Genomic DNA, 25,617 nt, shown 5'->3' on the forward strand with positions numbered 1-25,617 from the left:
AAAAGTTAAAATCTATTGTTTGCTTCATTTAAGAAGCTTGTTTCATTAACGTTGCTTGTTCAGTTTTCAAGGTTCATTGTGTTGTTCGAGTGACAACTTTTATATCATAACATTTCTCTAAGTTGCTTGTCAACAACTTTTTGAAAGTTTTTAAGAAAAGTAATAACCCGTTTAACAGCTTTTATAATTCTATACTATTTTCCCTCTTAAGTCAACTCTTTAATAAATTTTTATAATTTATAATTGGTTTCTCTTAAGGACTCTTAATATAATATCATTGTGAAATCCTAGCGTCAATAATTTTTTAAAAAAAGTTATGTTTGTTTTTAATATTTTATTTCTTATTAAAAAGAGCCGTATCCATTCTATGAAAAACAGCTCTCTTCAGAAATAATCTTAATCTAATAATCCTTTGTAATGACACGCGAAATATAGAAGCTTCTATTAGTAGCAAGATCCAGTAACTCTCCCGTACGAGTTAATTTTACTAGCGGGCGGGTAGGGGAATATTTATTGATAAACATTACTTCTCCTAACTCTAAATTGGATAATTCAATTTTTGTTCCAATTGGTAAATCAACGACGATATCAATTAATGCCTGCACAACTTTAATATCAAACTTTCCAAACTCTTCTTCTTTAATCATTTCGATTACCTTAAAAGGAGATTGTTTTGAACGATATACTCGCTCGCTAGTCATCGCATGGAAAACGTCTGCCACTGCGATAATTTGTGCAAACGTGGAGATGGAGCCATTACGGATTCCATTCGGATAGCCGCTGCCATCTAGTCGCTCGTGATGCTGGAAGATGGCTACTTTCATTACCTCTTTCATAGCAGGATTATTCTTTACTAACATAAAGCTATAAAAAGCATGTTTTCGTACTTCTTCAAATTCAGAAGATGTTAACGCGTTTTTCTTGTCCCGTATACGCGCTGGAATACGTGACATTCCGCTATCCGCTAACATCCCCGCAATGGCTAGTTGAATAGTATCGCCACGTTCAAAGCCCATTTTTTTTGCTATAACCGTTGCAATTAATCCCGTAGCAATACAATGATGGTATAAGTAGTCCTTTGGATTTGAATAGTTATTTATGTTGTATATGTACGAACGGTCTTCTAATACTTTTTCTATTAGTGGAATCATAATGCCCCGAACTTTTGTAAGATCAATTTTCCCACCAGCCGCCCAATTCAAAAATTCTTTTTTCAATTGGACAATGCCATCATTATAATAATTTTCAAAACTTATATACTTCGGTAGTGGCACAGTTAAAGGATTCTTTTCAGAATTCGTCTCAACTGACTTGATTTCTTCTAAATCGTTATAAACTAATACTGTTTTTAAATTAAAGAGCTCAATTACACGCAGATGCTCAGATATCACTTTAGTATCTTTATATATGATTGGATATTGTGTATTGGCAAATATATCTTCTGCAATTACCTTACCTAATCGTAATTCTTCGGCTCTCAAAACTATTGCTTCCAACTTCACAACCCCTTCAGTTCATTATTATAGGTATTTAGGTTTAATTGAAATATTTAGATTAGATAATCCAGAATTATAATTAATCCTTACAAATCTTTACTATTACACAGTTTATTATAACGAATGGAGAAAAAAATACAATTAAAAAAAGTAATCTAGATAGTAAAAACCTACTAGATTACTTTTCGATTTACTCTTCTGTTTCAGAAGTTGATTCGCCTTCTAAATCCGATTCTAATTCTAATTCGTCTTCATCAGTATCATCGTCTTTTTTCACACGTGCTACTGTTGCAACAATTTCTTCATCTGCTAGGCGAATTAAACGAACACCTTGCGTGCTTCGTCCAATAACAGAAATATCTTTAACATCCATGCGGATCAACATACCGTTAATTGTAATTAGCATAATGTCTTCTGAACCATCAACTGCTTTTACCGCACACATCTTACCGTTCTTATCAGTAATTTGCATCGTCTTCAGACCTAAACCACCACGGCTTTGTAAACGGTACTCTGATTCAGGCGTACGTTTACCGTAACCTTTTTCAGTAACAACTAATATTTCCTGACCCGGTTCAATAATTTCCATACCAACTACATAATCGCCATCACGAAGTTTAATACCTCTAACCCCTGCAGCAGTACGCCCCATTGAACGAATATCGTCTTCTTTGAAACGAACTAGCATACCTTCACGAGTACCGATAATAATTTCTTTCGTACCATCTGTTAAATGGACTGAAATTAAATCATCATCTTCACGCAATGTAATAGCAATTAACCCATTCGTACGAATATTTGCGAATTGGTCTACTGGTGTACGTTTCGTTACACCCGTTTTTGTCGTAAAGATAAAGTATGCATCTTCTTTAAATTCCGTAACGCGAATCATTGCAGTAACATGTTCACCTTTATCGATATTCAGTAAGTTAACAATTGGTAAACCTTTTGCCTGTCTACCGAATTCAGGAATTTCGTATCCTTTTGCACGGAAAACTTTACCTTTTGAAGTAAAGAATAAAATCGTATCATGCGTAGATGTAAATAGTAAATGCTCAACGAAATCATCCTCATTCGTACCCATACCTTGTACACCACGGCCCCCTCGCTTTTGCGAGCGATATGTATTCGCTGCTAAACGTTTAATATACCCGTTATGTGTCAATGTCAGTACTGAATTTTCTCTTGGGATTAAATCTTCGTCTTCTATCATTTCTAAACCGCCAGCAGTTATTTCTGTACGGCGTGTATCATTGAAACGTTCTTTAATTTCCGTCATTTCTGTACGGATAATCTCAATTACCTTTGCTTCATCAGCTAAAATCGCCTTTAATTCGTCGATTAGTTTTAGAAGTTCTTGGTATTCTGCTTCAATTTTTTCACGTTCCAATCCGCTTAAACGTACTAGGCGCATATCTAAAATTGCTTGTGCCTGACGTTCAGATAAATTGAAGCGCTCCATTAATTGAGGTCTTGCTTCTTCCCCACTTCGAGAGGCACGGATAATCGCAATAATTTCATCAATATGATCCAGTGCGATACGTAAGCCTTCTAAAATATGTGCACGTTCTTCTGCTTTTCGAAGTTCGAAAGCAGTACGACGTTTAATAACTACTTTTTGGTGTTCTAAGTAATGATAGAGCACTTCTTTTAGACCTAATACTTTTGGCTGTCCATCCACTAATGCAAGCATATTTACACCGAAGCTTGATTGCATCGCTGTTTGTTTAAATAAGTTGTTGAGTACAACGTTTGCATTGGCATCACGACGAACCTCAATCACAATACGCATACCATTACGATCTGATTCATCCCGTAAATTTGTAATACCATCAATTTTTTTATCACGTACTAGCTCAGCAATTTTTTCAATAAGTTTTGCTTTATTCACTTGGTAAGGTAATTCGTGAACTAAAATTGTCTCTTTACCATTTGCAGCTTGTTCAATCTCAACTTTTGCACGAACTGTTAAAGAACCTCTGCCTGTTTCGTAGGCACGGCGAATCCCGGAACGACCTAAAAGAATACCACCTGTCGGGAAATCAGGTCCCGGAATAATTTCCATCAGCTCTTCAGTTGTAATACTTGGGTTATCCGCAACTGCCAATACCGCATCAATTGTTTCTCCTAATTGATGTGGTGGGATATTTGTCGCCATACCTACAGCGATTCCCGAAGCACCGTTTACTAAAAGGTTTGGATAACGTGCTGGTAATACTAACGGCTCGTTTTCACTACCATCATAGTTCGGACCATAATTAATTGTATCTTTATTGATATCGCGAAGCATTTCCATCGCGATTTTTGACATACGAGATTCTGTGTAACGCATAGCTGCAGCGCCATCACCATCTACCGAACCAAAGTTACCGTGACCATCAACAAGCATGTAACGATAGCTGAAATCCTGTGCCATACGTACCATTGCATCATAGATGGAAGAGTCACCATGTGGATGGAACTTACCCATTACATCCCCAACGATACGAGCACTCTTCTTATATGGTTTATCTGAAGTATTACCTAATTCCTGCATGCCGTACAAAATACGACGGTGTACTGGCTTAAGCCCATCGCGTACATCCGGTAAGGCACGTGAAACGATAACGCTCATCGCATAGCTTAAGAAAGATGATTTAATCTCTGTTGTAATATTTTTTGATTCTATATGTCCATGTTGAATGTCAGACAAAATAAGGACCTCCTTCCAATTGAACTAATTAAATATCCAGGTCTTGTACATAGACTGCATTTTCTTCGATAAAGTCACGACGTGGGGCAACTTCATCACCCATCAATGCATCGAAAATTCTATCGGCTTCAATCGCATCATCCAATTCTACACGAATTAACGTACGGTGCTCTGGATCCATTGTTGTATCCCATAATTGCGTTGCATTCATTTCTCCTAAACCTTTGTAACGTTGTACATTTGGCTTAGGCAATTTTGGTAGACGCTGCAAAATATCTTCTAATTCTTGATCTGAATAGCAGTATTCTACATGTTTCCCTTGTTTCACTTGGTAAAGTGGAGGTTTTGCTGCATAAACATATCCAGCCTCAATTAATGGACGCATGAAACGGAAGAAGAAGGTTAATAATAATACGCGAATATGCGCACCATCGACATCGGCATCCGTCATAATTACGATTTTGTGATAACGTGCTTTTTCTAAATTAAACTCTTCGCCAATACCTGTACCAAATGCAGTAATCATTGCACGAATCTCAGCATTGGATAAAATACGGTCTAAGCGGGCTTTTTCAACGTTTAAAATTTTACCGCGCAATGGCAAAATTGCTTGGAAGTGACGATCACGACCTGATTTTGCAGAACCACCCGCAGAGTCACCCTCAACGATATAAATTTCCGATTCAGCAGGATTTGTAGAAGAACAATCTGATAACTTACCAGGTAAACTTGAAACTTCCAATGCTGATTTACGACGTGTAAATTCACGTGCTTTTTTCGCTGCAACTCGTGCTCGAGCAGCCATTGTACCTTTTTCAACAACCTGGCGCGCTACTGAAGGATTCTCCAACAGGAAACGTTCAAAGCCTTCTGAGAATAATGAGTTTGTAATTTGACTCACTTCAGAATTCCCTAATTTAGTTTTTGTTTGCCCTTCAAACTGAGGGTCGGGGTGTTTAATCGATACGATAGCTGTTAACCCTTCTCGTACGTCTTCACCTGTAAGGTTAGGATCTGCTTCTTTAATTAAATTTGATTTTCTCGCATAATCATTGATGACACGCGTTAAAGCCGTTTTAAAGCCTGATTCATGCGTACCGCCTTCATACGTATTAATGTTATTCGCAAATGACATAATTGTTGAACTAAAGCCAGCATTATATTGCATAGCAATTTCCACAGAAATGCCTTCTTTTTCTCCAAATACATCAATTGGTACATGGATTGGTTCTTTGTTTACGTTTATGTGCTCAACATATTCGCGAATACCACCTTCAAAGTGGAATGTTTCTGAACGTTCCTGGCCAATTCGCTCATCGGCAATTGTAATTCTAATTCCACGGTTTAAATAGGCTAATTCACGAATACGAGTCGCTAAAATATCGTATTCATATGTTGTAGTTTCTTTAAAAATTTCACTATCGGCCTTAAAGCGTGTAGTTGTACCTGTATAATCGGTTTCACCAATAACAGTTATTTTTTGGACAGTATGACCGCGTTCAAAAATTATTTCATGAATTTTCCCATCACGATGTACTTGAACAATCGTTTGACTTGATAAAGCGTTTACTACTGAAGCACCAACACCATGAAGACCACCTGATACTTTGTAGCCCCCACCGCCAAATTTACCGCCAGCGTGCAGAACTGTCATAATAACTTCAACAGCAGGCATACCCATTTTTTCCTGAATATCTACGGGAATACCACGACCATTATCTTCTACACGAATCCAATTGTCTTGTTCAATCGTTACTGAAATATCTGTACAATATCCAGCTAAAGCTTCATCAATACTATTGTCTACAATTTCCCACACTAAATGGTGCAATCCTTTTGAACTTGTTGAACCAATATACATACCAGGACGTTTTCGTACAGCTTCTAATCCTTCTAATACCTGTATTTGATCCGCATCATAAGATTGCTGGACTTTATTATCTTCTAAAGTCACTATTGGTCACCTACTCTTTCATAACTTTCAGTATGCTTCGCTAATATTAACTTTCATGCATTTATCGTTATTCAATTGCTCCTTTTTTCACATGGAACAATTTAGCGTGCTGTATTGTTTCATGGTGAATACCTTCAACACTTGTCGTTGTAACAAATGTTTGAACTTCACCTTGAATTGTATTTAATAAATGTGATTGACGATAATCATCTAATTCAGATAAAACATCATCCAACAATAAAATCGGTGTTTCTTTTGTTTCTTGTTTTATGAGCTCGATTTCAGCAAGCTTTAGTGATAACGCAGTTGTACGTTGTTGACCTTGCGAGCCATATACTTGTACATCATAGTCATTCACGAAAAACTGCAAATCATCACGGTGTGGACCTATTAATGTTACGCCTCGCTCAATTTCACGCTGTTTAACCTCTTTTAGTTTTTCCGTTAAATGCGCTATCATTTGCTCAGCTGACCAATTTGCTTCCATCCCTGACACAGGGCGGTATTTAATTACAAGCTTTTCTAGACCGCGTGATATGCCAAAATGAATTGGTTCCGCCCACTCCTGCAAGAGTTCCATAAATTGAAATCTTTTACGAATTATTTGTATAGCTGCCTGAACATATTGCTCTGTATAAATATCAAACATTACATCAGATGCAAATGCTTGTTTGCCTTGGTTTTTTTTCAGTAAATGATTACGTTGTTTTAATACCTTTTGAAATGTCAGTAAATCATGTAAATAGACTGGCGATATTTGCCCGATTTCCATATCGATAAATCTTCGGCGAATTTGTGGGCTACCTTTTACGATATTCAAATCTTCAGGAGCAAACATGACAACATTCATCTGTCCAATGTAATTACTTAATTTAGTTTGTTCAAGATGATTGATTTTGCCTTTTTTGCCCTTTTTTGAAATCGTTAATTCGATAGGAATGCCACCGTAACGCTTATTTACCACACCTTCTATTTTACCATAATCCGCGTCCCAAAGTATTAATTCTTTATCGTTCGCAGTACGATGAGATTTGGCCATCGCTAGTACATAGATTGATTCCATAACATTTGTTTTTCCTTGAGCATTCTCCCCAATAAAAACGTTAATTTTATTTGAAAAATCTAGTGTTAACGATTCATAGTTACGATAATTCGTTAGCTGTAAGCGCTCGATGTTCATGAATTATTCTTCTCCGTTTGCAATAAACGCATCCACAATTTTAAATCGGCCAACACCTGGGATATTAATAACATCTCCATGACGTAATTTTTTTCCTCGGCGACCTTCTGCTTCTCCATTCACAAACACTTCATGTTCACTTAAAAACCATTTTGCCATACCACCAGAGCTAATTGTATCTGTCATTTTCAGCGCTTGACCAAGCGTTATAAATTCTGTATCAATTACTAAATCATTCAACGTAATTCATCCTCCACTTAAATAAAGTCTTATCATTCTATCATACCTAAAATTTGTCCATAAGTAAAAAAGGAATGGTTCAATAACAAGTTAAAGACCATTCCTTTTTAAAAATTATATTTTTTTAGTAAGTACGTACCGGTAAAATCAGTTGTAAAATCGCATCATCTGCTACAGATCGCAGAATGAATGGACGCATTGCCCCCGTAAATTCAATTACAACATCTTGACCATCAATTGCTTTTAGCGCTTCCATCATGTATTTTGCACTGAAGGAAATTTTTAAAGTTTCCCCTTCTAGGCTTTCCACTTGGATTTGCTCTTCCACTTTACCAATCTCAGGTGAATTTGATGATATTTCCACTGTTTGGTTTTCAAGCGTTTCAAATCGAACAACATTATTACGGTCTTCACGAGCAAGCAACGATGCACGGTCAATTGCTTGAAGAAGTGATTTTCCGTTAATAGTAATCATTGTTTTAAATTCTTCTGGAATTAAACGGGATGTGTCTGGGTAATTCCCTTCCAAAAGACGTGAAAAGAAAAGAACGTCATCTGTTTTAAACAGTACATGTTGACTCGTTAATACAATTTGTACTGGGTTATTCGTATCTTCTAAAATTTTATTTAATTCATTTAAACTTTTTCCTGGAATAACAACTGAAGTCACATCAGTTGGTAAATTTTCAAGATTTACTTTACGACGTGCTAAACGGTGACTATCCGTTGCAACGCATATTAATTCATCGCCATCAACTTTCCAGTTTACACCTGTCAACACGGGACGGCTTTCAGAAGTAGCTACAGCAAATACCGTTTCACGAATAATCGACTTTAATAGATCCGTAGGTATTGTAAATTGGCGATCAGCTGCAAGTTCAGGTAGTTGTGGATATTCTGTTGCATCAGATCCGATTAGATGAAATTCTGATTTACCAGAACGAATAATTGTTGCAGTACCGTTTGTAATTTCAATTTCTACTTCGTTTGTAGGTAATTTACGAACAATTTCGTTGAACATACGTGCTTGTAATACGATAGAACCTGTTTGAGTAATGTTTATGATTTGTTCGCCATTTTCTTCTACTGGGATAAATGTTTGGATTGTAATATCTGCATCACTACCAGTTAAAGTCATACCTTCATTTGTAACATCAATCTTAATTCCTGTTAAAATAGGAATCGTCGTTTTAGAGCTAACTGCTTTCATTACATCATTTAATCCAGCTAAAAGATGATCACGTAAAATATTAAATTTCATTAGTTTACCTCTCTTATATAATTAATTATTTATTTAAAGATATTAATAGATATAGTAATAGGTCCTGTGGATTTGTGGATAACCGAACTTTTTCTTACGGCTTGTAAGCTATCCACATGTGCACAAGTTGTGAATATCCTTGTGTGAAAAACAGTGAGTTATACACAACTTTACTTACCTAGCATGCTTCGAATTTGTTTAATATCCTGTTGGAGTTGTTGATCCGTTTTAATTAATGAAGATATTTTTTCATGTGCATGTATGACGGTCGTATGGTCTCGGCCACCAAATTCCTCACCAATTTTAGGTAATGAAAAATCCGTTAGTTCTCTCGATAAATACATTGCAACCTGTCTTGGGAAAGCAATCGACTTTGTACGGCGCTTTGCCGTAAAATCCTCTAATCGAATATTGAAGTGTTCGCCAGTTGCTGTTTGAATATCTAAAATTGAAATCATGCGCGGCTTTGAGTTTGGCATAATATCTTTTAGAGCTTCTGCAGCCAGTTCCGGTGAGACATCCGTATTGACCAAAGAAGAATAAGCAACTACACGGATTAATGCACCTTCCAATTCACGGATATTTGTATCGACTTGGTTGGCAATATACAGCATAACCTCATTTGGAATATCTAGACCGTCAGCTTTGGCTTTTTTTCGTAAAATAGCAATACGTGTTTCTAAATCAGGTGGTGCTATGTCTGTGATTAAACCCCATTCAAATCGAGAGCGCAAACGATCTTCCAATGTAGGGATTTCCTTAGGTGGTCGGTCACTTGAAATGACAATTTGTTTTGATTCTTCATGTAAAGTATTGAATGTATGGAAAAACTCCTCTTGCGTTGATTCTTTCCCAGCTAAAAACTGAATATCGTCAATTAGCAACACATCAACATTCCGGTATTTATTACGAAAATCAATTGTTTTGTTATCACGAATCGAGTTGATAAATTCATTTGTGAATTTCTCCGATGATAAATAGACGACATTTGCAGTAGGATTATGTTCTTTTACATAATGGCCAATGGCATGCATTAAATGGGTTTTTCCAAGTCCTACCCCCCCGTATATAAAGAAAGGGTTATACGCTTTTGCTGGTGCTTCTGCTACAGCTAAGCTTGCTGCATGAGCAAAGCGATTACCAGAACCGATAACGAACGTATCAAATGTGTATTTTGGATTGAGCATACCAGGTGTAATATCATGATGTTCACTTGATTTTGCTTGGGTAATTGGTGGTGGTAGTTCAAAGTCGTCTGCAACTTGATCTTTCTGAACGACAAATTTTATGACCAGATCTTCGCCAGTTAACTCATTTAATATTCCTGTAATCATATGAATATAGTATTGTTCAAGCCAATCACGGGCAAAAGAGTTAGGTGCTGATATCGTTACTTTTGTGCCACTATGAGCCAACAGTTTTGTCGATTTCAGCCAAGTATCAAAGCTCGGTTTTGAAATTTTTTGTTCAGCTTGGGCAAGGACGGCATTCCATAAATTTTCTAAATGTTCCAAGCTTGTTCTTCCTTTCGTTAATTCGTTTCACATATTAATTCATATATTAGAAAAGATTTATTTCGTTCAACATAGAATGAGATAATTTTTTTTATGTGATTTTTGTTGAAACTGTTTCGTTCTTATTCACAAAAAAAAGAAACGCCCTGTTAGATATTTAATAGAAAAACAGAGCCATAAAATATGAACTTTATCAATAAAAAACACTTTCATACACATACCCACACATTGTGGATATGTGTTATACAATTGCCGGGGAAATCATTGTCCACAGATTATCAACAATTGTGGATAAAATATTTCCCAGAAAAGAATTCCACAAAGTAAAACACAGTTATCGTATCAAATAAAGTGAGCTATTTCAATACTTAATCAATCTTATCCACATAATCATATGTTATTCGAGTCATAGTTGTCCACAGGGAAGTTATATGTGAAAAAGCTGTAGATAAACGTTGTGGATAATTTTTTGAGAAAAAAAACTACTCACAGGCTGAAGTTGAAAAATATTTATGGATTGTGGATAACTGGCTAGAGGAAAGATTAGGAGAATTAATTAGGAAATTCATTTTAAAATAGAAAAATAAATAGAAGGATTGACAAATGGGTTTCATTATTTATATAATATCATGGTCTGTATGTAGAGATAGATATAGTAACGCTCGAATTCAGGAGGTGTATATAAATGAAACGCACGTACCAACCTAAAAAACGTAAGCACTCTAAAGTTCACGGTTTCCGCGCTCGTATGAGCACTAAAAACGGCCGTAACGTATTAGCTCGCCGTCGTAAAAAAGGAAGAAAAGTATTATCAGCATAAGTCCACTGAGCCACATCAGTGGTCTTTTTTTTCTTTTATCTTCATTCAGTAGAAAATACTTACCTGTATAGGTAGGGGATGCATGTTTGTTTTGTCAGTTCCGTAGGTGTTATAGACACTGAATGAAGATAAGCCTCTGGCAGATGGCTCAGATTTTGAAGGTAATTTTTTACTGGAAAATCTGGCGCAATTACGCCTAGGTGTAATTGATTGTTTCGACAGAAGCAAAAAAAGTACCAATGATTAGATGGAGCAGGTGAATGGATCATGAATAAACGCCAACGAATAAAGAAAAATGAAGATTTTCAAAAGGTGTTTAAAAAAGGTAAGTCATTTGCGAATCGCCAATTTATTGTTTATTGCTTGAAAAAAGAAGAACAAGAGGCGTTTCGTATTGGCTTATCAGTAAGTAAAAAAGTGGGGAATGCTGTCACTCGAGTTCAAGTGAAGCGCTATATTCGCCAGGCTTTTCTGGAAATAAAAGATGAAGTAAGACAAGATATGGACTATGTTATTATCGCCAGAACGCAGGCGGCCACAATAGATTTTCATGAAACCAAAAAAAGCTTGCAGCATGTATTAAAGGTTGCAAGAGTATATAAAGGTTAATATCGCACTAAAAATTTACTATAAAATTGTTCGATAGTTTGAAATAAAGATACGATAAAATTTAAATTATCGGAACAATTAGTAGTGTACAAACGTATGCACATGGTAAACTGTTGTCATAAAAAATTGAATAGGTTTGCTTTAGGAGGAAGAAGGTTGAAGAAAAATCTTTGGATAATGCTGTCGCTTGTCTCTGTAGTATTACTACTTTCAGGCTGTACAGAATTTGACCAGCCGATTTCATCTGAAAGCGATGGCTTTTGGAATGAATATATCGTTTGGCCACTAGTATCATTCATCAAGCTGTTTGCTGATATGTTCGAAGGCAATGCTGCGAATTATGCTTTTGCAATTATTATCGTAACAGTTATTATTCGTTTAATTATTTTACCTTTAACAATCAAACAAGTTAAAAGCTCTAAAAAAATGCAGGAAATGCAACCAAAGTTAAAAGAGCTTCAAGCAAAATACAGCTCTAAAGACGCTGCAACTCAACAAAAGTACCAGCAGGAAATGATGCAGTTAATGCAAACTTCAGGTGTTAACCCATTAGCTGGATGTTTACCAATTCTTATTCAAATGCCGATTCTGATCGGTTTCTATCATGCAATTAGCCGTATGAATGCAACACCGGACGCATTTGAATTAGGAACATTTTTAGCGGTTCCATTAGCTGAACCAAGTATTATATTTGCTGTTATCGCAGGTCTTATTCAGTATGTTGTATTAATGACTGGACCAGCAGTAGATAACCCGCAAATGAAAATTATGATGTACATCATGCCATTAATGATTGTTGGTTTCGGTATTATCTTACCTGCCGCTTTATCATTATATTGGGTAGTCGGAAACTTTGTATCTGTATTACAAAACCTTGTTATTTACAAACCTTGGAATAAAAATAAACCGGATGCTACCGATGCAGGAGGAGCGAAATAAGTGAAACAAACTACGCAAATAGGCGCAACAGTAGAAGAAGCGATCTCATTAGCGTTACAAAAGCTTGACCATACTCGGGAACAAGTTGATGTAGAAGTTTTACAAGAAGGTAAAAAAGGATTTTTAGGTTTTGGTGCACGAAATGCAGAAGTTCGTGTTACTGTAAAAGAAATTGTTCAGCAACAAGTGAATAAAGAAACGACTTCACATCCTACACCTGTAGTAGAAGAACAGTCATTTATCGAAGAAACCTTTGAAAATGAGTCGGTTTTAGTTAATGAAGATCAATCAATTCATCATGAACAACAACAAGTGGATCCTATTGAAGAAGCAAAGTCGTATTTAACGAATATTGCTTTGGGAATGGGAATTACAGATTTAACAATTGAACATGAATCAGATGGCAAATATGTTTCTTTTAAGTTATCGAGTGAAAAAGCAGCATTATTAATAGGGAAGCGTGGTCTTACTTTAAATGCGCTGCAACATTTAACACAGCTTATTCTTAATAAAACTGCCAAATCATTTATGGTTTTACAAATGGATGTAGAAGATTATCGTGAACGACGTCAAGTTGCGCTTGAGCAGCTAGCATTGCGGATGGCCGACAAGGCAGTACGTACACGAAAACCGGTCTCATTCGAACCAATGGCTTCTTATGAAAGAAAAATTATTCATAATGTATTGGCTAACCGATTGGATATTGAAACATATTCAGAAGGTACAGAGCCAAATCGCTATTTAGTCATTGAGCCAGTAAAATAAATGCATACAGACAGTGTCGGCCTATTCATTTGGATAGGCCGTTTTTTTATGTAAATAATACATGTAAAAAACAACATTGCTTTAGATTTTTTTTAAAATATGTTAGTCTAAATTGTTAGAAAGTGTAGCACGGATGTGATTTATCCACATGTGGATAACACAAAATTAGGAGGATATAAGATGGAATTCGATACAATTGCTGCGATATCCACACCAATGGGCGAAGGAGCCATTGCCATTGTTCGTCTAAGCGGAGATGAGGCAGTAGCGATTGCAGATAAAATATTTAAATCACCAAATCATAAGCGTTTAAAAGAAGTAGCATCACATACGATTCACTATGGACACTTAATCGATCCAAAAACGGATGAGGTTGTAGAAGAAGTGATGCTGTCACTGATGCGCGGTCCAAAAACGTTTACACGTGAGGATGTAGTCGAAATAAACTGTCATGGTGGTATTGTGTCAGTTAATCGTGTTTTACAGCTTGTATTACGCTATGGTGCACGTTTGGCCGAACCTGGGGAATTTACTAAGCGGGCATTTTTAAATGGTCGTATTGACTTATCACAGGCAGAAGCTGTTATGGATTTAATTCGTGCTAAAACAGATCGTGCTATGAATGTTGCACTCGGTCAAATGGACGGGAAGCTTTCACGTCTCATTACGTCTTTACGCCAAGCACTATTGGAAACATTGGCACAAGTTGAAGTAAATATAGATTATCCAGAGTATGACGATGTAGAAGAAATGACGATTCCGGTACTGCTTGAAAAATGCGGTTGGGTACGCGAAGAAATTATTAAATTACTTCAAACATCATCACAAGGGAAAATTTTGCGTGAAGGTTTATCAACCGTTATTTTAGGTAGACCAAATGTAGGGAAGTCTTCTCTTTTAAATAGTTTAGTTCAAGAAAATAAAGCGATTGTAACCGACATCGCAGGTACGACTCGTGATATTATTGAAGAATACGTAAATGTACGTGGCGTACCTTTACGTTTAGTCGATACTGCCGGTATTCGCGAAACAGAGGATATTGTAGAACGAATTGGTGTTGAACGATCTCGTGAAGCGTTAAAAGACGCTGATTTAATATTGCTTGTTTTAAATTATGGGGAGCAATTGACAATCGAGGATGAGCGATTATTTGAGACTATCCAGACGATGGATTATATCGTCGTTGTAAATAAAACAGATATCGAGCGCAAAATCGATTTAAATCGTGTCCATGAATTGGCAGGCAAACATCGTGTCGTAACGACTTCGCTATTAAAAGAAGAAGGTGTTATGGAGCTAGAAGAAGCGATTGCAGCCTTATTCTTTGAAGGTCAAGTAGAAGCAAACGATTTAACATATGTTTCAAATGCACGTCATATTGCTTTATTGCATCAAGCTCAACAAGTAATTGAAGATGCGCTGGCTGCAGCAGAATCTGGTGTACCAGTTGATATGATTCAAATAGATGTTACGCGTACGTGGGAAATTCTTGGTGAAATTATAGGAGATACTGTTCAGGAAAGCTTAATTAATCAGCTGTTCTCGCAGTTCTGTTTAGGAAAATAAATTTAAGTAAAGGAAAGGAAGAACAACATGTCATTACAATATGAAGCAGGTAATTTTGACGTAATCGTTGTTGGTGCAGGACATGCTGGTGTGGAATCAGCTTATGCAGCTGCAAAAATGGGTGCTAAAACACTCATGCTTACAATTAATTTAGATATGATTGCGTTTATGCCATGTAACCCTTCAGTCGGCGGACCTGCAAAAGGAATCGTTGTTCGTGAGATTGATGCACTTGGCGGATTAATGGGACGCATCATTGATAAAACACATATCCAAATGCGGATGTTAAATACGGGGAAAGGTCCGGCTGTACGAGCATTACGCGCACAGGCGGATAAATTCCAGTATCAGCATGAGATGAAACGTGTATTGGAAGAAGAGCCAAACTTGCAAATTCATCAAGCAATGGTCGATGAACTAATTGTAGAAGATGGAGAAGTAAAAGGTGTCATTACACAAGTGGGTGCAGTTTACCGTGCACCAGCTGTCATTATTACATCAGGTACGTTTTTACGCGGAGAAATTATTTTAGGAAATCTGAAGTATTCTTCAGGTCCAAATAACCAACAGCCATCGATTAAATTGGCGGATAACTTAAAAGAATTAGGATTTGACTTAGTCCGATTTAAAACGGGGACACCACCACGTGTAAACAACCGTACAATTGACTATTCAAAAACGGAAATTCAGCCGGGTGATGATGCACCGCGTGCATTTAGTTTTGAAACGACAGAATATATTATGGATCAGCTACCTTGCTGGTTAACTTATACAACAGAAGAAACACATCGTACAATTGAGGAAAATCTACATTTATCTCCAATGTTTTCAGGGATGATAAAAGGTACAGGTCCACGTTATTGTCCATCAATTGAAGATAAAGTAACGCGTTTTAGCGATAAGCCTCGTCACCAGATTTTCTTGGAGCCTGAAGGACGCAATACACGCGAAGTATATGTGCAAGGTTTATCGACAAGCTTACCTGAGCATGTTCAAAAGAAATTACTTGCCTCTATTCCAGGATTGGAAAACGCAGAAATGATGCGTGCGGGGTATGCTATTGAGTATGATTCAGTAATTCCAACACAATTATGGCCAACACTGGAAACGAAAAAAATTCAGGGTCTTTATACAGCTGGTCAAATTAATGGTACTTCAGGTTATGAAGAAGCAGCAGGCCAAGGTTTGATGGCAGGTATGAATGCAGCGGCAAAAGTTTTAGGACGTGAAGAAATTATCTTAGATCGTTCAGATGCATATATCGGTGTATTAATTGATGATTTAGTGACAAAAGGTACAAATGAGCCTTATCGTTTATTAACATCTCGTGCAGAATATCGTTTACTTTTACGTCATGATAATGCGGATTTACGTTTGACGGAAAAGGGTTATAAGGCAGGAATGATTTCAGAAGAACGTTATGCAAAATTCCAGTTGAAAAAAGCAAAAATTGAACAGGAAATTGCCCGTTTACGTGAAGTGATCATCAAACCAAATGCTACAACTCAAGAAGTGATTCGTTCTGTAGGCGGAGCAGAACTTAAAGATGGCATTCGCGGAGCAGACCTTTTAAAACGTACAGAAATGACATATGATTTAGTTGCTTCATTAACACCTTCAGATATTGAGCTTTCTGACGATATAAAAGAACAAATTGAAATACAGTTAAAATATGAGGGTTATATTCAAAAAGCACTTCAACAAGTAGAAAAAATGAAGAAGCTAGAAAATAAGAAAATCCCTGAAAATATTGATTATGATGCGATTTCAAGCTTGGCAACAGAAGCCCGTATGAAGCTAAAAAGTGTTCGACCACTTTCCATTGCACAGGCTTCACGTATTTCTGGCGTAAACCCTGCAGATGTATCGATTTTACTTGTTTATATTGAGCAAGGGAAAATTGCAAAAGTAAGTACGAACTGAATGATGTGAGCGTCTTTATACAGAAAGGCGCTCATTCTTTTAAATATAGAGGAGTGCATTTTATGAACGAAAAGCAGTTTATTGAAGCATTGAAGGAAAAGGGCATTGAGCTTTCAGAGCAGCAAATAGCACAGTTTAATAAATATTTTGAGCTATTAGTTGAGTGGAATGAAAAAATGAACTTAACGGCCATTACAGATTTAGAAGGCGTATATTTAAAGCATTTTTATGATTCCATTAGTGCCTCATTTTACTTCGATTTCACGAAAGTCACATCGGTATGTGATGTAGGGGCAGGAGCTGGATTCCCAAGTATTCCAATTAAAATTTGTTTCCCACATTTACAAATTACGATTGTGGATTCCTTAAACAAACGAATTACATTTTTAAATCATTTAACAAATGAGCTAAATCTGGAAGGTATGACATTTGTACATGCCCGTGCAGAAGAGTTTGGTCAAAATGCTACCTATCGTGAAAAGTTCGACGTAGTCACTGCTCGCGCGGTTGCACGTCTTTCTGTTTTATCTGAATTATGTCTGCCATTGGCAAAAGAAGGCGGATATTTTGTGGCATTAAAAGCCGCTGCAGGTGCAGAAGAATTAAAAGATGCGACGAAGGCTATTTCCACTTTAGGAGGCAAACTAAAAGAAGAATTTGCGTTCCACCTACCTGTTGAAGAAAGTGAACGCTCGCTCTATGTATTTGATAAAATAAAGTCAACACCAAAAAAATATCCCCGTAAACCAGGTGTACCAAATAAGACACCAATTATATAAAATTTAAAAAAAATTAAAATAAAAATATAAAATATGAAATGTTTTCACCTTTTGAAGCATACATATTTATATTTATGTTGTTTTTAAAAAATTTACTGTTCATTGAACACTGTACATTTTCGTATGAATCATAAATAATATTGTATAAGAGATAGATAGTTTCCTAAAGGTGGTGCCACACGGATGAAAAGTACTTTTTCACGTTTTTTCGGAGGCGGGAGCAAAGAGCCAGAAGTAAAAAGTGAAGTAGAAGTAATAGAGAACTCGTTGGCTTCAGAAGAAGTAATAGAGAGTATCTCGATGGCTTCAGAAGAAGTAGTTAAAATTCCAATAGACAAAATCATTCCGAACCGTTATCAGCCACGTACAGTTTTTGATGATGAGAAGATTGAAGAATTAGCAAGAACAATTCATACACATGGTGTTATCCAACCGATTGTTATCCGTCCAATGAGCGATAATTCAGATAAATACGAAATCATTGCTGGGGAACGTCGTTATCGAGCTATGAAATCACTACAATGGACTGAAGTTCCTGCTATTGTCCGCCAATTAAATGATCGTGAAACGGCTTCCATTGCACTTATAGAAAACTTACAACGTGAAGAATTATCAGCAATTGAGGAAGCGCTTGCTTACCAACAATTATTAGGCTTGCATTCGCTTACACAAGAAGCACTTGCACAACGTCTTGGAAAAGGCCAATCAACGGTAGCTAATAAATTACGTTTATTAAAATTACCTCAGTTTGTCCAAGATGCTATTTTAAATCGTGAAATTTCAGAGCGTCATGCGCGTGCTTTAATTGCTATAAAAGATGAGCAATTACAAATGCAGCTTATTGCGGCTACTAAAGAATATGATTGGAATGTAAGACAACTAGAAGAGCAGATTAAAAAACTTCTTAATCCAGAAGAACCAGAAGTGAAAAAACGCAAACCCACTCGTAAAGCGATTAGTAAAGATGTGCGTATTGCCCTGAATACAATTAAGCAATCGTTAACAATGGTGACGAAAAGTGGAATCGACGTGAAAACGGAGGAAGAGGATACAGATGATTACTATCAAATCACTGTTAAAATTCCGAAGAGAAAATAAATTATTTAGCTGCCCGAAAGATTCTACCTTTTGAGGCAGTTTTTTAGTGGATAGAAAGTATTAAGTTTTAAAAATAAATTTATTTTCATAGCATCGCTTTGTCACTATTTTTGTTAATATAAAAGTAGATGTGTCATAATAGAGAAATATTCTAAGTTTTTTAAACTTTGAAAAAATACCTAAATTGAAGTGATGAAAGCAGGTGCGGATATTGGGACGTATAATTGCGATTGCCAATCAAAAAGGTGGCGTTGGAAAGACGACATCTTCTGTAAACTTAAGTGCATGTTTAGCTTTTTTAGGAAAGAAAGTGTTATTAATCGATATCGACCCACAGGGAAACGCTTCAAGCGGACTAGGTGTGCGAAAGGGAGACTTAGAAAGCTGTATTTATGATGTAATAATTAATGATGAAGATATAAAAGAAGTTATACAACAGACAGATGTGGAAAATTTATATATAGTTCCTGCTACAATTTCATTAGCGGGTGCGGAAATTGAGCTTGTCTCAACCATTTCACGTGAAGTAAGACTAAAAAAGGCGGTACAGGAAATTAAAAATAATTTTGATTTTATTATTATTGACTGCCCACCGTCTCTTGGCTTATTAACTATAAATGCATTAACCGCTTCTGATGCACTGATTATACCTGTTCAATGTGAATACTATGCATTAGAAGGTTTAAGTCAATTGCTCTCTACGGTTCGTCTTGTTCAAAAGCATTTAAACAAGGAATTAATGATAGACGGTGTGCTATTAACGATGTTGGATGCACGTACCAATTTAGGGCTTCAAGTAATAGATGAAGTAAAACGCTACTTCCAGGATAGGGTTTATCGTTCTATTATCCCCCGCAATGTGCGGTTAAGTGAAGCACCCAGTCATGGAAAACCCGTAATTTTATACGATTCAAAATCACGTGGGGCAGAAGTATATTTAGAGTTAGCAAGGGAAGTGATTAAAAATGGTTAAAGGGTTAGGTAAAGGGATTGACGCGCTTTTTAGAGAAGAGGCCGTACATAAGGAAGATCAAGTACAGCAAATTGCCGTCTCAAAAATTTTGGCAAATCCATTTCAGCCACGTAAGATTTTTGATGAAACCGCTATTGAAGAACTGGCAAGCTCGATTAATGAACATGGTATTATCCAGCCAATTGTTGTTAGAAAATCCGGCAGAAAGTATGAAATCGTTGCTGGGGAACGACGATACCGCGCTGCTAAGCTTGCCGGATTAGCGGAAGTACCTGTCATTGTAAAAGATTTTACAGAGCAGCAAATGATGGAAGTCGCAATTTTAGAGAACTTACAACGGGAAGATTTAACTCCAATTGAAGAAGCAGAAGCATATAATAGTTTAATTGGTAAACTGAATTTCACACAGGATGATTTAGCGAAGCGATTAGGAAAAAGTCGCCCGCATATTGCAAACTTAATTCGTTTATTACAATTACCCGATGAAATTCGTGACCTTGTAAATGAAGGGAAACTGACAATGGGCCATGGGCGAGCATTACTTGGTTTAAAAAACAAACGACGAATTCCAGAAGTGGCGAATAAAGTAATTAAAGATCATTTAAATGTCCGTCAATTGGAAAAGTACATCCAGGATATAAACGAAACCGTTTCACGTGAAACAAAGGCTACGAATAAGGATATTCATACAGAAGCAACAGAATCCCAACTGCGTGAATATTTCGGAACGCAAGTACAAATAAGAAAAGCAAAAAATAAAGGGAAAATCGAAATCGAATTTTATTCAGAGGATGATTTACACCGCATTTTAGAAATATTAAATATAGAAGAACAGTAAAAAATGTGCTGAGCATTATGTTTCAGCGCATTTTTTACTGTGAATGTAAAGATCATTATCGTAGTACATAGGCTATAAAAGAATAAGCAGATAGCAACTAGAAAGAGGAAAGATCATGGTATTATTAGGCTCTTTATTAAACTCACTATTTATTATAATTGGGACATTAGTGGGACGATTATTTAGAAATATTCCGGAATCAATGCAACAAACTGTTATGTCAATTATCGGTTTAGTTGTTGCTCTCTTAGGAATTCAAATGGGATTAGAGGGTGATAACTTCATTCTATTAGTAATTAGTTTAATAGTGGGGGCTGTTATCGGAGAATGGCTCAACCTAGAGGAAAAGTTCAACCGCTTTGGTTTATGGATTGAATCCCTTTTCGGAAAACGTGCACAAAAAGGAACGATTGCAGAGGGGTTTATTACTGCATCGCTCATTTTTGTTATAGGTTCCATGGGAATTATCGGTGCCCTTGATAGTGGTTTACGTAATGATCATAATGTATTAATTACGAAAGGAATAATTGATGGTTTTATGTCAATCATTTTAGCCTCAACGTTAGGCATTGGCGTAATACTGTCAGCAATATCTGTATTAATATATCAGGGAAGTATTGCATTGTTTGCAGGTGTCATTAGTACATATATTCCAACAGAAGCGCTTAATCTATTTATTAAAGAGATGACAGCTACGGGTGGTGTTATGATTATCGCAATTGGATTAAATATTGCGGGACTAACGAAAATTCGAATAGCCAATTTGTTGCCAGCGATTTTGATGGTCGGGATACTCGTAACGGTTATTTTTCTGTTTCAGTAAATGACGCTGCCATGCTAAAACGAGTGCACGTACAATTTTATCACTCATAGAATAGGTAACATGAAGCCTTGTATTTTGAAGTACTTTAGCTTCCATAAAGCCTCCTACATTAACAATTCCCTTAATAGAAACATTTCCAATGGGAGGCAATTCCTTTTTTACAGCCTTTCCAGGAAAAAGAGGACCATGCTGTATTAAAATTGAACCAATTGCATTAGACTCTCCTAAACAAGCATCAATGGCGATGATGAATGCATTTTCATTCTCTTTTATAAGCTGTTCGTAACGGTCAACGATATTCAATGCATGCAGTGGTGCTTCTAGGGTTCCAACAACCGGGAATGGGAAAGAAAAGGTTTGGTGCAGCTGGCTACCGATAATCGGACCTAATGCATCCCCAGTCGAGCGGTCTGTACCGATACAACAAAAAATAAGTTTTTCATGTTCAAATGGAACCATTTTCAAAAAGATTTCACTTAACTCCCAAACAGCGCTTGTCTGTTCATAATGGACGCTATAGTTTTGTGGACAGGCTTGTGTCACTTGTAGTCACTCCTTTAAATTTAAGTGGATTACTCGAGAAATAGTGCAAAATACGATATTATTTATGCAGTATATTCATTTTTAAAGTTTGTTATACAAGAGGTGGTAAATTTGGAAGAAGATTTGAAATTAGAAGAAGGAATTGATTTTGAAGATATAGCAACAACAGACTTAAAAGGACTTGCTCGCTATACAACAAAGCTTTGGGATTACGTCACAAGCCAGGATTTCTGGGATATGATTATATTGGCTAGCGCAAAAATCCTAGCAATCATCGTTATTTCATATATCGTTGTTTTTGTTGGTAAAAAAGTGATTCATCGTATCTTTATGTTGCGCGTAAGAAATAATGAGCGCCGTCAACTTACAATAGTAAAGCTCTTACAAAGTGTACTAAGTTATTTAGTGTATTTCTCTGCTATTATGGGAATTTTATCTGCTGTGAATATACAAGTAGCCGGTTTATTAGCCGGGGCAGGTATTGCTTCTGTGGCCATTGCTTTTGGAGCCCAAAACTTAGTGAAGGATGTTATTACAGGATTCTTCATTATTTTAGAGGATCAGTTTGGTGTAGGAGATTTTGTAAAAATTAATACAGCAGAAGGTACCGTTATGGAAATTGGTCTTCGTACAACGAAAGTAAAGGGCATAACAGGGGAACAATTCATTATTCCAAATGGAAGCATTGTAGACGTTGTTAACTATTCCATTAATAACTCAAAAGCTACGATTAGTATGCAAATTCCCCTTGAGACAAATATTGAAAAAGTCCAAATGATAATTCAAAACTATTTGGATACGTTGCCTGAAAAACACGAAGAGCTTGTTACTGCTCCTGTCTTTTTAGGAATCACAAATACGACAAGCACAGAAGCTACAATTGGCATTACACTCGAAACATTGCCTTTACAACATTATTCAATTTCTCGAGTGATTCGAAAAGATGTAATGGATATCTTAACACGTAACGGTATCCCTCTTGCTGTACCAAAAATGATGTTTTATGAGCGAAATCAAGGAGGAGAATAAAAGATGGAAGCAAAACAATACGCTCTTAATGACGTTGTAGAAATGAAGAAACAACATCCTTGTGGCACAAACGAATGGAAAGTAATTCGACTAGGTGCTGATATTCGCATAAAGTGTGAGGGCTGCGGACATAGTGTTATGATTCCACGTCGTGAATTTGAGAAAAAAATGAAGAAAGTTTTACGTCAAGCAGAAGAAGTATAAAAGCAAAATAGACTTTTAAGTGTGTAATCAATATAATAGACAAGGTTATAGAAATTTAATGGACAGAAAAATCCATATAATTTATGATTTCAAATAAAAATGAAGTGAATATAGAAAGGTTGTGTCAAAATGGCATTAACAGCTGGTATCGTAGGTTTGCCGAACGTGGGGAAATCGACTTTATTCAATGCAATTACAAAAGCAGGTGCTCTTGCGGCTAACTATCCGTTCGCAACAATCGAACCAAACGTAGGTAGCGTAACTGTTCCAGATGAGCGTTTAGACAAATTAACAGAATTAGTTGTACCGAAGAAAACAGTTCCAACTACATTTGAATTTACAGATATCGCGGGTATCGTAAAAGGCGCTTCTACTGGTGAAGGACTAGGGAATAAATTTTTAGCTCATATTCGTGAAGTAGACGCAATTTGCCAAGTTGTTCGCTGCTTTGAAGACGAAAATATTACCCATGTTTCCGGCACAGTAAATCCAATTGATGATATTGAAGTTATTAACTTAGAGCTAATCTTAGCGGATATGGAATCAGTGGATAAGCGTATTGCACGCGTTGCAAAAATGGCAAAGCAAAAAGATAAAGAAGCAATGGTAGAAGAACCAATTCTTCAAAAAATTAAAGAAGTATTAGAAGCTGAAAAACCAGCTCGCGCGGTAGACCTTTCAGATGATGAGAAAAAGATCATCAAAGGATTACACCTTTTAACGATTAAACCAATGCTTTACGTTGCAAATGTTTCAGAGGATGAGGTAGCTGATCCATCTGAAAACAAATATGTAAAAATGGTTCAGGAATATGCAGCAACTGAAGGTGCTCAAGTAATTACAATCTGCGCAAAAATTGAAGAAGAAATTTCTGAGTTGGAAGATGAAGAGAAAAAAGAATTTTTAGCGGAATTAGGAATTGCTGAATCAGGGTTAGACCAATTAATTAAAGCTTCATATAGCTTATTAGGTTTAGCAACTTATTTCACTGCTGGTGTGCAAGAGGTTCGTGCGTGGACATTCCGTAAAGGGATGAAAGCACCACAATGCGCGGGTATTATTCACTCTGACTTTGAGCGTGGCTTTATCCGTGCTGAAACTGTGGCATATACGGATTTAGTAGAGTACGGTTCGAAGCCTGCTGCTAAAGAAGCAGGACGCGTACGCGCTGAAGGTAAAGAATACGTTGTACAAGATGGCGACGTACTGGAGTTCTTATTTAACGTATAAAATTTAAGCGAAGGATATTGACCGGAAAATGATTTTCGGGGCAATCCCTTCGCTTTTTCTTATTCAATTTAGTCAGTGCATGATTATATTTCTGGAAAACAATTAGTAATAAACATATAATTTTGGCTCTTTCGAATCGTCCTTTACAGTTGCATCGTTAGGGTATTTCCGCAATTCTTTATACATATAAAAATCGCCCATTGCTCCAGCTATTAAAAACGCTCCGACAATAACTAACATAAAGTTATCAAGCGTTAAACCGATAATTGTGGGTACAATACCTGTAGTCCAAAATGGAAGTAATAATGCTTTTTTCATGTCCGCATTTGTTAGTGGTTTTTTTGTAGTGGCATAGGCGACACCAAGTTTTAAATTGATACCATAATCCAGTTCTTTATATGGAACCCCGCCAAATAGCATAAAACCAATTAAGTGAAACGCTTCATGAAGAATAATGAGTACTATATATGCTACAAAAAAATTAAAAACATCAAACAAGGTAAATTCACCTGTAAAACGCTGATGAATAAGGGCATTTAAACCAACTAATAAAACAATTAAAATGATAGTTAATATTAGATTATCCCGCGCTATCTTTTTCATATTCAATTCAATTACTACTGGCTTTTTATCATACATAAAATCCCTCCCTTACAGAGAAGTATAACAAAAATTGAATAAACATAAGAGTTATATTAGGTTGCGTCTAATAGGAAACTATGTTACAATTCATTGATGTGAGTAATAAGAAGTTACTTACTCCTTGCTCCCTATTTAATAGGAGAGCCCAAGTCCATAAGGAGGTGCAAACACAAATGAGAAAGTACGAATTAATGTACATCATCCGCCCAAACATTGAAGATGAAGCGAAGAAAGCTTTAGTAGAGCGTTTCAACGAGATCTTAACTTCAAATGGTGCAGAGATCACAGAAGCAAAAGATTGGGGTAAGCGTCGTTTAGCTTACGAAATCAATGACTTCCGCGAAGGTTTCTACCAAATCGTGAAAGTTAACGCTGGTACTGAGGCTATCAACGAATATACTCGTTTAGCAAACATCAGCGAAGACATCATCCGTCACATCGCAGTACGCGAAGAAGAAAAATAATTTTTAACTTAAATGCTGAAAAAAGGAGGGTGCAT

At 36.4% G+C, this 25,617-nt stretch carries 24 protein-coding genes; 15 read left to right on the plus strand and 9 right to left on the minus strand.

Features of this window, described 5'->3' with window-relative positions:
• Nucleotides 1-401 precede the first annotated feature (401 nt).
• The 7 genes from H9635_RS14520 to dnaA form a co-directional block, all read right to left on the minus strand.
• Nucleotides 402-1,502: an HD-GYP domain-containing protein gene (locus tag H9635_RS14520; RefSeq protein WP_404828872.1), complete on the minus strand. Its 1,101-nt coding sequence runs from the start codon at nt 1,500-1,502 to the stop codon at nt 402-404.
• A 184-nt stretch (nt 1,503-1,686) separates the two neighbouring features.
• Nucleotides 1,687-4,188, minus strand: a complete 2,502-nt coding sequence (gyrA, locus tag H9635_RS14525; RefSeq protein ID WP_191701041.1) for a DNA gyrase subunit A — start codon at nt 4,186-4,188, stop codon at nt 1,687-1,689.
• A gap of 28 nt (nt 4,189-4,216) precedes the next feature.
• Nucleotides 4,217-6,142 carry a DNA topoisomerase (ATP-hydrolyzing) subunit B gene (gene gyrB, locus H9635_RS14530; protein ID WP_191701042.1) on the minus strand — a complete coding sequence of 642 codons (1,926 nt, stop codon included), beginning with the start codon at nt 6,140-6,142 and terminating at the stop codon, nt 4,217-4,219.
• A gap of 67 nt (nt 6,143-6,209) precedes the next feature.
• Nucleotides 6,210-7,322 (minus strand): DNA replication/repair protein RecF, encoded by a 1,113-nt coding sequence (gene recF, locus H9635_RS14535; RefSeq protein WP_191701043.1) that lies wholly within the window; start codon nt 7,320-7,322, stop codon nt 6,210-6,212.
• 3 nt (nt 7,323-7,325) lie between these two features.
• A complete protein-coding gene (gene yaaA, locus H9635_RS14540; protein ID WP_191701044.1) occupies nt 7,326-7,562 on the minus strand; it encodes a S4 domain-containing protein YaaA in 237 nt (78 codons plus the stop codon).
• A 124-nt stretch (nt 7,563-7,686) separates the two neighbouring features.
• On the minus strand, nt 7,687-8,823 hold the full coding sequence (gene dnaN / locus H9635_RS14545; protein WP_191701045.1) for a DNA polymerase III subunit beta: 1,137 nt from the start codon (nt 8,821-8,823) through the stop codon (nt 7,687-7,689).
• Nucleotides 8,824-8,993: 170 nt separating this feature from the next.
• A complete protein-coding gene (gene dnaA / locus H9635_RS14550) occupies nt 8,994-10,337 on the minus strand; it encodes a chromosomal replication initiator protein DnaA (protein WP_191701046.1) in 1,344 nt (447 codons plus the stop codon).
• 685 nt (nt 10,338-11,022) lie between these two features.
• Between dnaA and rpmH the strand changes: the two genes are divergently transcribed.
• The 11 genes from rpmH to H9635_RS14605 all read left to right on the plus strand — a co-directional run bounded on the left by rpmH (nt 11,023) and on the right by H9635_RS14605 (nt 21,470).
• Nucleotides 11,023-11,157: a 50S ribosomal protein L34 gene (rpmH, locus tag H9635_RS14555; RefSeq protein ID WP_008408389.1), complete on the plus strand. Its 135-nt coding sequence runs from the start codon at nt 11,023-11,025 to the stop codon at nt 11,155-11,157.
• Between the two features lie 267 nt (nt 11,158-11,424).
• Nucleotides 11,425-11,766, plus strand: a complete 342-nt coding sequence (gene rnpA, locus H9635_RS14560) for a ribonuclease P protein component (protein WP_191701047.1) — start codon at nt 11,425-11,427, stop codon at nt 11,764-11,766.
• A 156-nt stretch (nt 11,767-11,922) separates the two neighbouring features.
• Nucleotides 11,923-12,705, plus strand: coding sequence for a membrane protein insertase YidC (gene yidC / locus H9635_RS14565; protein WP_191701048.1), 783 nt, complete (start codon nt 11,923-11,925; stop codon nt 12,703-12,705).
• Nucleotides 12,706-13,470, plus strand: coding sequence for an RNA-binding cell elongation regulator Jag/EloR (gene jag, locus H9635_RS14570; RefSeq protein ID WP_191701049.1), 765 nt, complete (start codon nt 12,706-12,708; stop codon nt 13,468-13,470).
• 180 nt (nt 13,471-13,650) lie between these two features.
• Entirely contained in the window at nt 13,651-15,036 is a 1,386-nt protein-coding gene (gene mnmE / locus H9635_RS14575) for a tRNA uridine-5-carboxymethylaminomethyl(34) synthesis GTPase MnmE (protein WP_191701050.1), read from the plus strand.
• Between the two features lie 27 nt (nt 15,037-15,063).
• The gene (mnmG, locus tag H9635_RS14580) at nt 15,064-16,959 is read left to right on the plus strand and encodes a tRNA uridine-5-carboxymethylaminomethyl(34) synthesis enzyme MnmG (protein ID WP_191701051.1); all 1,896 of its coding nucleotides are present in this window, start codon (nt 15,064-15,066) and stop codon (nt 16,957-16,959) included.
• A gap of 62 nt (nt 16,960-17,021) precedes the next feature.
• On the plus strand, nt 17,022-17,738 hold the full coding sequence (gene rsmG / locus H9635_RS14585; protein WP_191701052.1) for a 16S rRNA (guanine(527)-N(7))-methyltransferase RsmG: 717 nt from the start codon (nt 17,022-17,024) through the stop codon (nt 17,736-17,738).
• A gap of 183 nt (nt 17,739-17,921) precedes the next feature.
• Nucleotides 17,922-18,836: a nucleoid occlusion protein gene (gene noc / locus H9635_RS14590; RefSeq protein WP_191701053.1), complete on the plus strand. Its 915-nt coding sequence runs from the start codon at nt 17,922-17,924 to the stop codon at nt 18,834-18,836.
• A gap of 211 nt (nt 18,837-19,047) precedes the next feature.
• Nucleotides 19,048-19,809: a ParA family protein gene (locus tag H9635_RS14595; protein ID WP_191701054.1), complete on the plus strand. Its 762-nt coding sequence runs from the start codon at nt 19,048-19,050 to the stop codon at nt 19,807-19,809.
• Complete coding sequence (locus H9635_RS14600) at nt 19,802-20,647, plus strand: ParB/RepB/Spo0J family partition protein (RefSeq protein ID WP_191701055.1); 846 nt, start codon at nt 19,802-19,804, stop codon at nt 20,645-20,647. Before H9635_RS14595 ends, H9635_RS14600 begins: the two co-directional genes overlap by 8 nt.
• Nucleotides 20,648-20,762: 115 nt before the next feature.
• On the plus strand, nt 20,763-21,470 hold the full coding sequence (locus tag H9635_RS14605; protein WP_191701056.1) for a DUF554 domain-containing protein: 708 nt from the start codon (nt 20,763-20,765) through the stop codon (nt 21,468-21,470).
• On the opposite strand, the gene yyaC is transcribed toward H9635_RS14605, so the two are convergent.
• On the minus strand, nt 21,387-22,013 hold the full coding sequence (yyaC, locus tag H9635_RS14610; RefSeq protein ID WP_191701057.1) for a spore protease YyaC: 627 nt from the start codon (nt 22,011-22,013) through the stop codon (nt 21,387-21,389). The genes H9635_RS14605 and yyaC overlap by 84 nt on opposite strands.
• Before the next feature lie 111 nt (nt 22,014-22,124).
• Between yyaC and H9635_RS14615 the strand changes: the two genes are divergently transcribed.
• The 3 genes from H9635_RS14615 (at nt 22,125) to ychF (ending at nt 24,476) form a co-directional block, all read left to right on the plus strand.
• Nucleotides 22,125-23,042 carry a mechanosensitive ion channel family protein gene (locus H9635_RS14615; RefSeq protein ID WP_191701058.1) on the plus strand — a complete coding sequence of 306 codons (918 nt, stop codon included), beginning with the start codon at nt 22,125-22,127 and terminating at the stop codon, nt 23,040-23,042.
• A 3-nt stretch (nt 23,043-23,045) separates the two neighbouring features.
• The gene (locus H9635_RS14620) at nt 23,046-23,246 is read left to right on the plus strand and encodes a DUF951 domain-containing protein (protein ID WP_191701059.1); all 201 of its coding nucleotides are present in this window, start codon (nt 23,046-23,048) and stop codon (nt 23,244-23,246) included.
• A 129-nt stretch (nt 23,247-23,375) separates the two neighbouring features.
• The gene (ychF, locus tag H9635_RS14625; protein ID WP_191701060.1) at nt 23,376-24,476 is read left to right on the plus strand and encodes a redox-regulated ATPase YchF; all 1,101 of its coding nucleotides are present in this window, start codon (nt 23,376-23,378) and stop codon (nt 24,474-24,476) included.
• 102 nt (nt 24,477-24,578) lie between these two features.
• On the opposite strand, the gene H9635_RS14630 is transcribed toward ychF, so the two are convergent.
• The gene (locus tag H9635_RS14630; RefSeq protein ID WP_191701061.1) at nt 24,579-25,115 is read right to left on the minus strand and encodes a DUF3267 domain-containing protein; all 537 of its coding nucleotides are present in this window, start codon (nt 25,113-25,115) and stop codon (nt 24,579-24,581) included.
• A gap of 176 nt (nt 25,116-25,291) precedes the next feature.
• Between H9635_RS14630 and rpsF the strand changes: the two genes are divergently transcribed.
• Nucleotides 25,292-25,582: a 30S ribosomal protein S6 gene (rpsF, locus tag H9635_RS14635; RefSeq protein WP_191701062.1), complete on the plus strand. Its 291-nt coding sequence runs from the start codon at nt 25,292-25,294 to the stop codon at nt 25,580-25,582.
• The last annotated feature ends 35 nt before the right edge of the window (nt 25,583-25,617 follow it).

The organism is Solibacillus faecavium, assembly GCF_014836905.1.
Lineage (GTDB): Bacteria > Bacillota > Bacilli > Bacillales_A > Planococcaceae > Solibacillus > Solibacillus faecavium.

Bases quoted from the DNA above. Each gene is read 5' to 3' on its own strand.
- recF (WP_191701043.1), bottom strand. From the start codon at position 7,322: ATGAACATCGAGCGCTTACAGCTAACGAATTATCGTAACTATGAATCG.
- dnaN (WP_191701045.1), bottom strand. From the start codon at position 8,823: ATGAAATTTAATATTTTACGTGATCATCTTTTAGCTGGATTAAATGAT.
- rpmH (WP_008408389.1), top strand. From the start codon at position 11,023: ATGAAACGCACGTACCAACCTAAAAAACGTAAGCACTCTAAAGTTCAC.
- rnpA (WP_191701047.1), top strand. From the start codon at position 11,425: ATGAATAAACGCCAACGAATAAAGAAAAATGAAGATTTTCAAAAGGTG.
- mnmE (WP_191701050.1), top strand. From the start codon at position 13,651: ATGGAATTCGATACAATTGCTGCGATATCCACACCAATGGGCGAAGGA.
- mnmG (WP_191701051.1), top strand. From the start codon at position 15,064: ATGTCATTACAATATGAAGCAGGTAATTTTGACGTAATCGTTGTTGGT.
- rsmG (WP_191701052.1), top strand. From the start codon at position 17,022: ATGAACGAAAAGCAGTTTATTGAAGCATTGAAGGAAAAGGGCATTGAG.
- noc (WP_191701053.1), top strand. From the start codon at position 17,922: ATGAAAAGTACTTTTTCACGTTTTTTCGGAGGCGGGAGCAAAGAGCCA.
- H9635_RS14600 (WP_191701055.1), top strand. From the start codon at position 19,802: ATGGTTAAAGGGTTAGGTAAAGGGATTGACGCGCTTTTTAGAGAAGAG.
- H9635_RS14605 (WP_191701056.1), top strand. From the start codon at position 20,763: ATGGTATTATTAGGCTCTTTATTAAACTCACTATTTATTATAATTGGG.
- H9635_RS14620 (WP_191701059.1), top strand. From the start codon at position 23,046: ATGGAAGCAAAACAATACGCTCTTAATGACGTTGTAGAAATGAAGAAA.
- ychF (WP_191701060.1), top strand. From the start codon at position 23,376: ATGGCATTAACAGCTGGTATCGTAGGTTTGCCGAACGTGGGGAAATCG.
- H9635_RS14630 (WP_191701061.1), bottom strand. From the start codon at position 25,115: ATGTATGATAAAAAGCCAGTAGTAATTGAATTGAATATGAAAAAGATA.
- rpsF (WP_191701062.1), top strand. From the start codon at position 25,292: ATGAGAAAGTACGAATTAATGTACATCATCCGCCCAAACATTGAAGAT.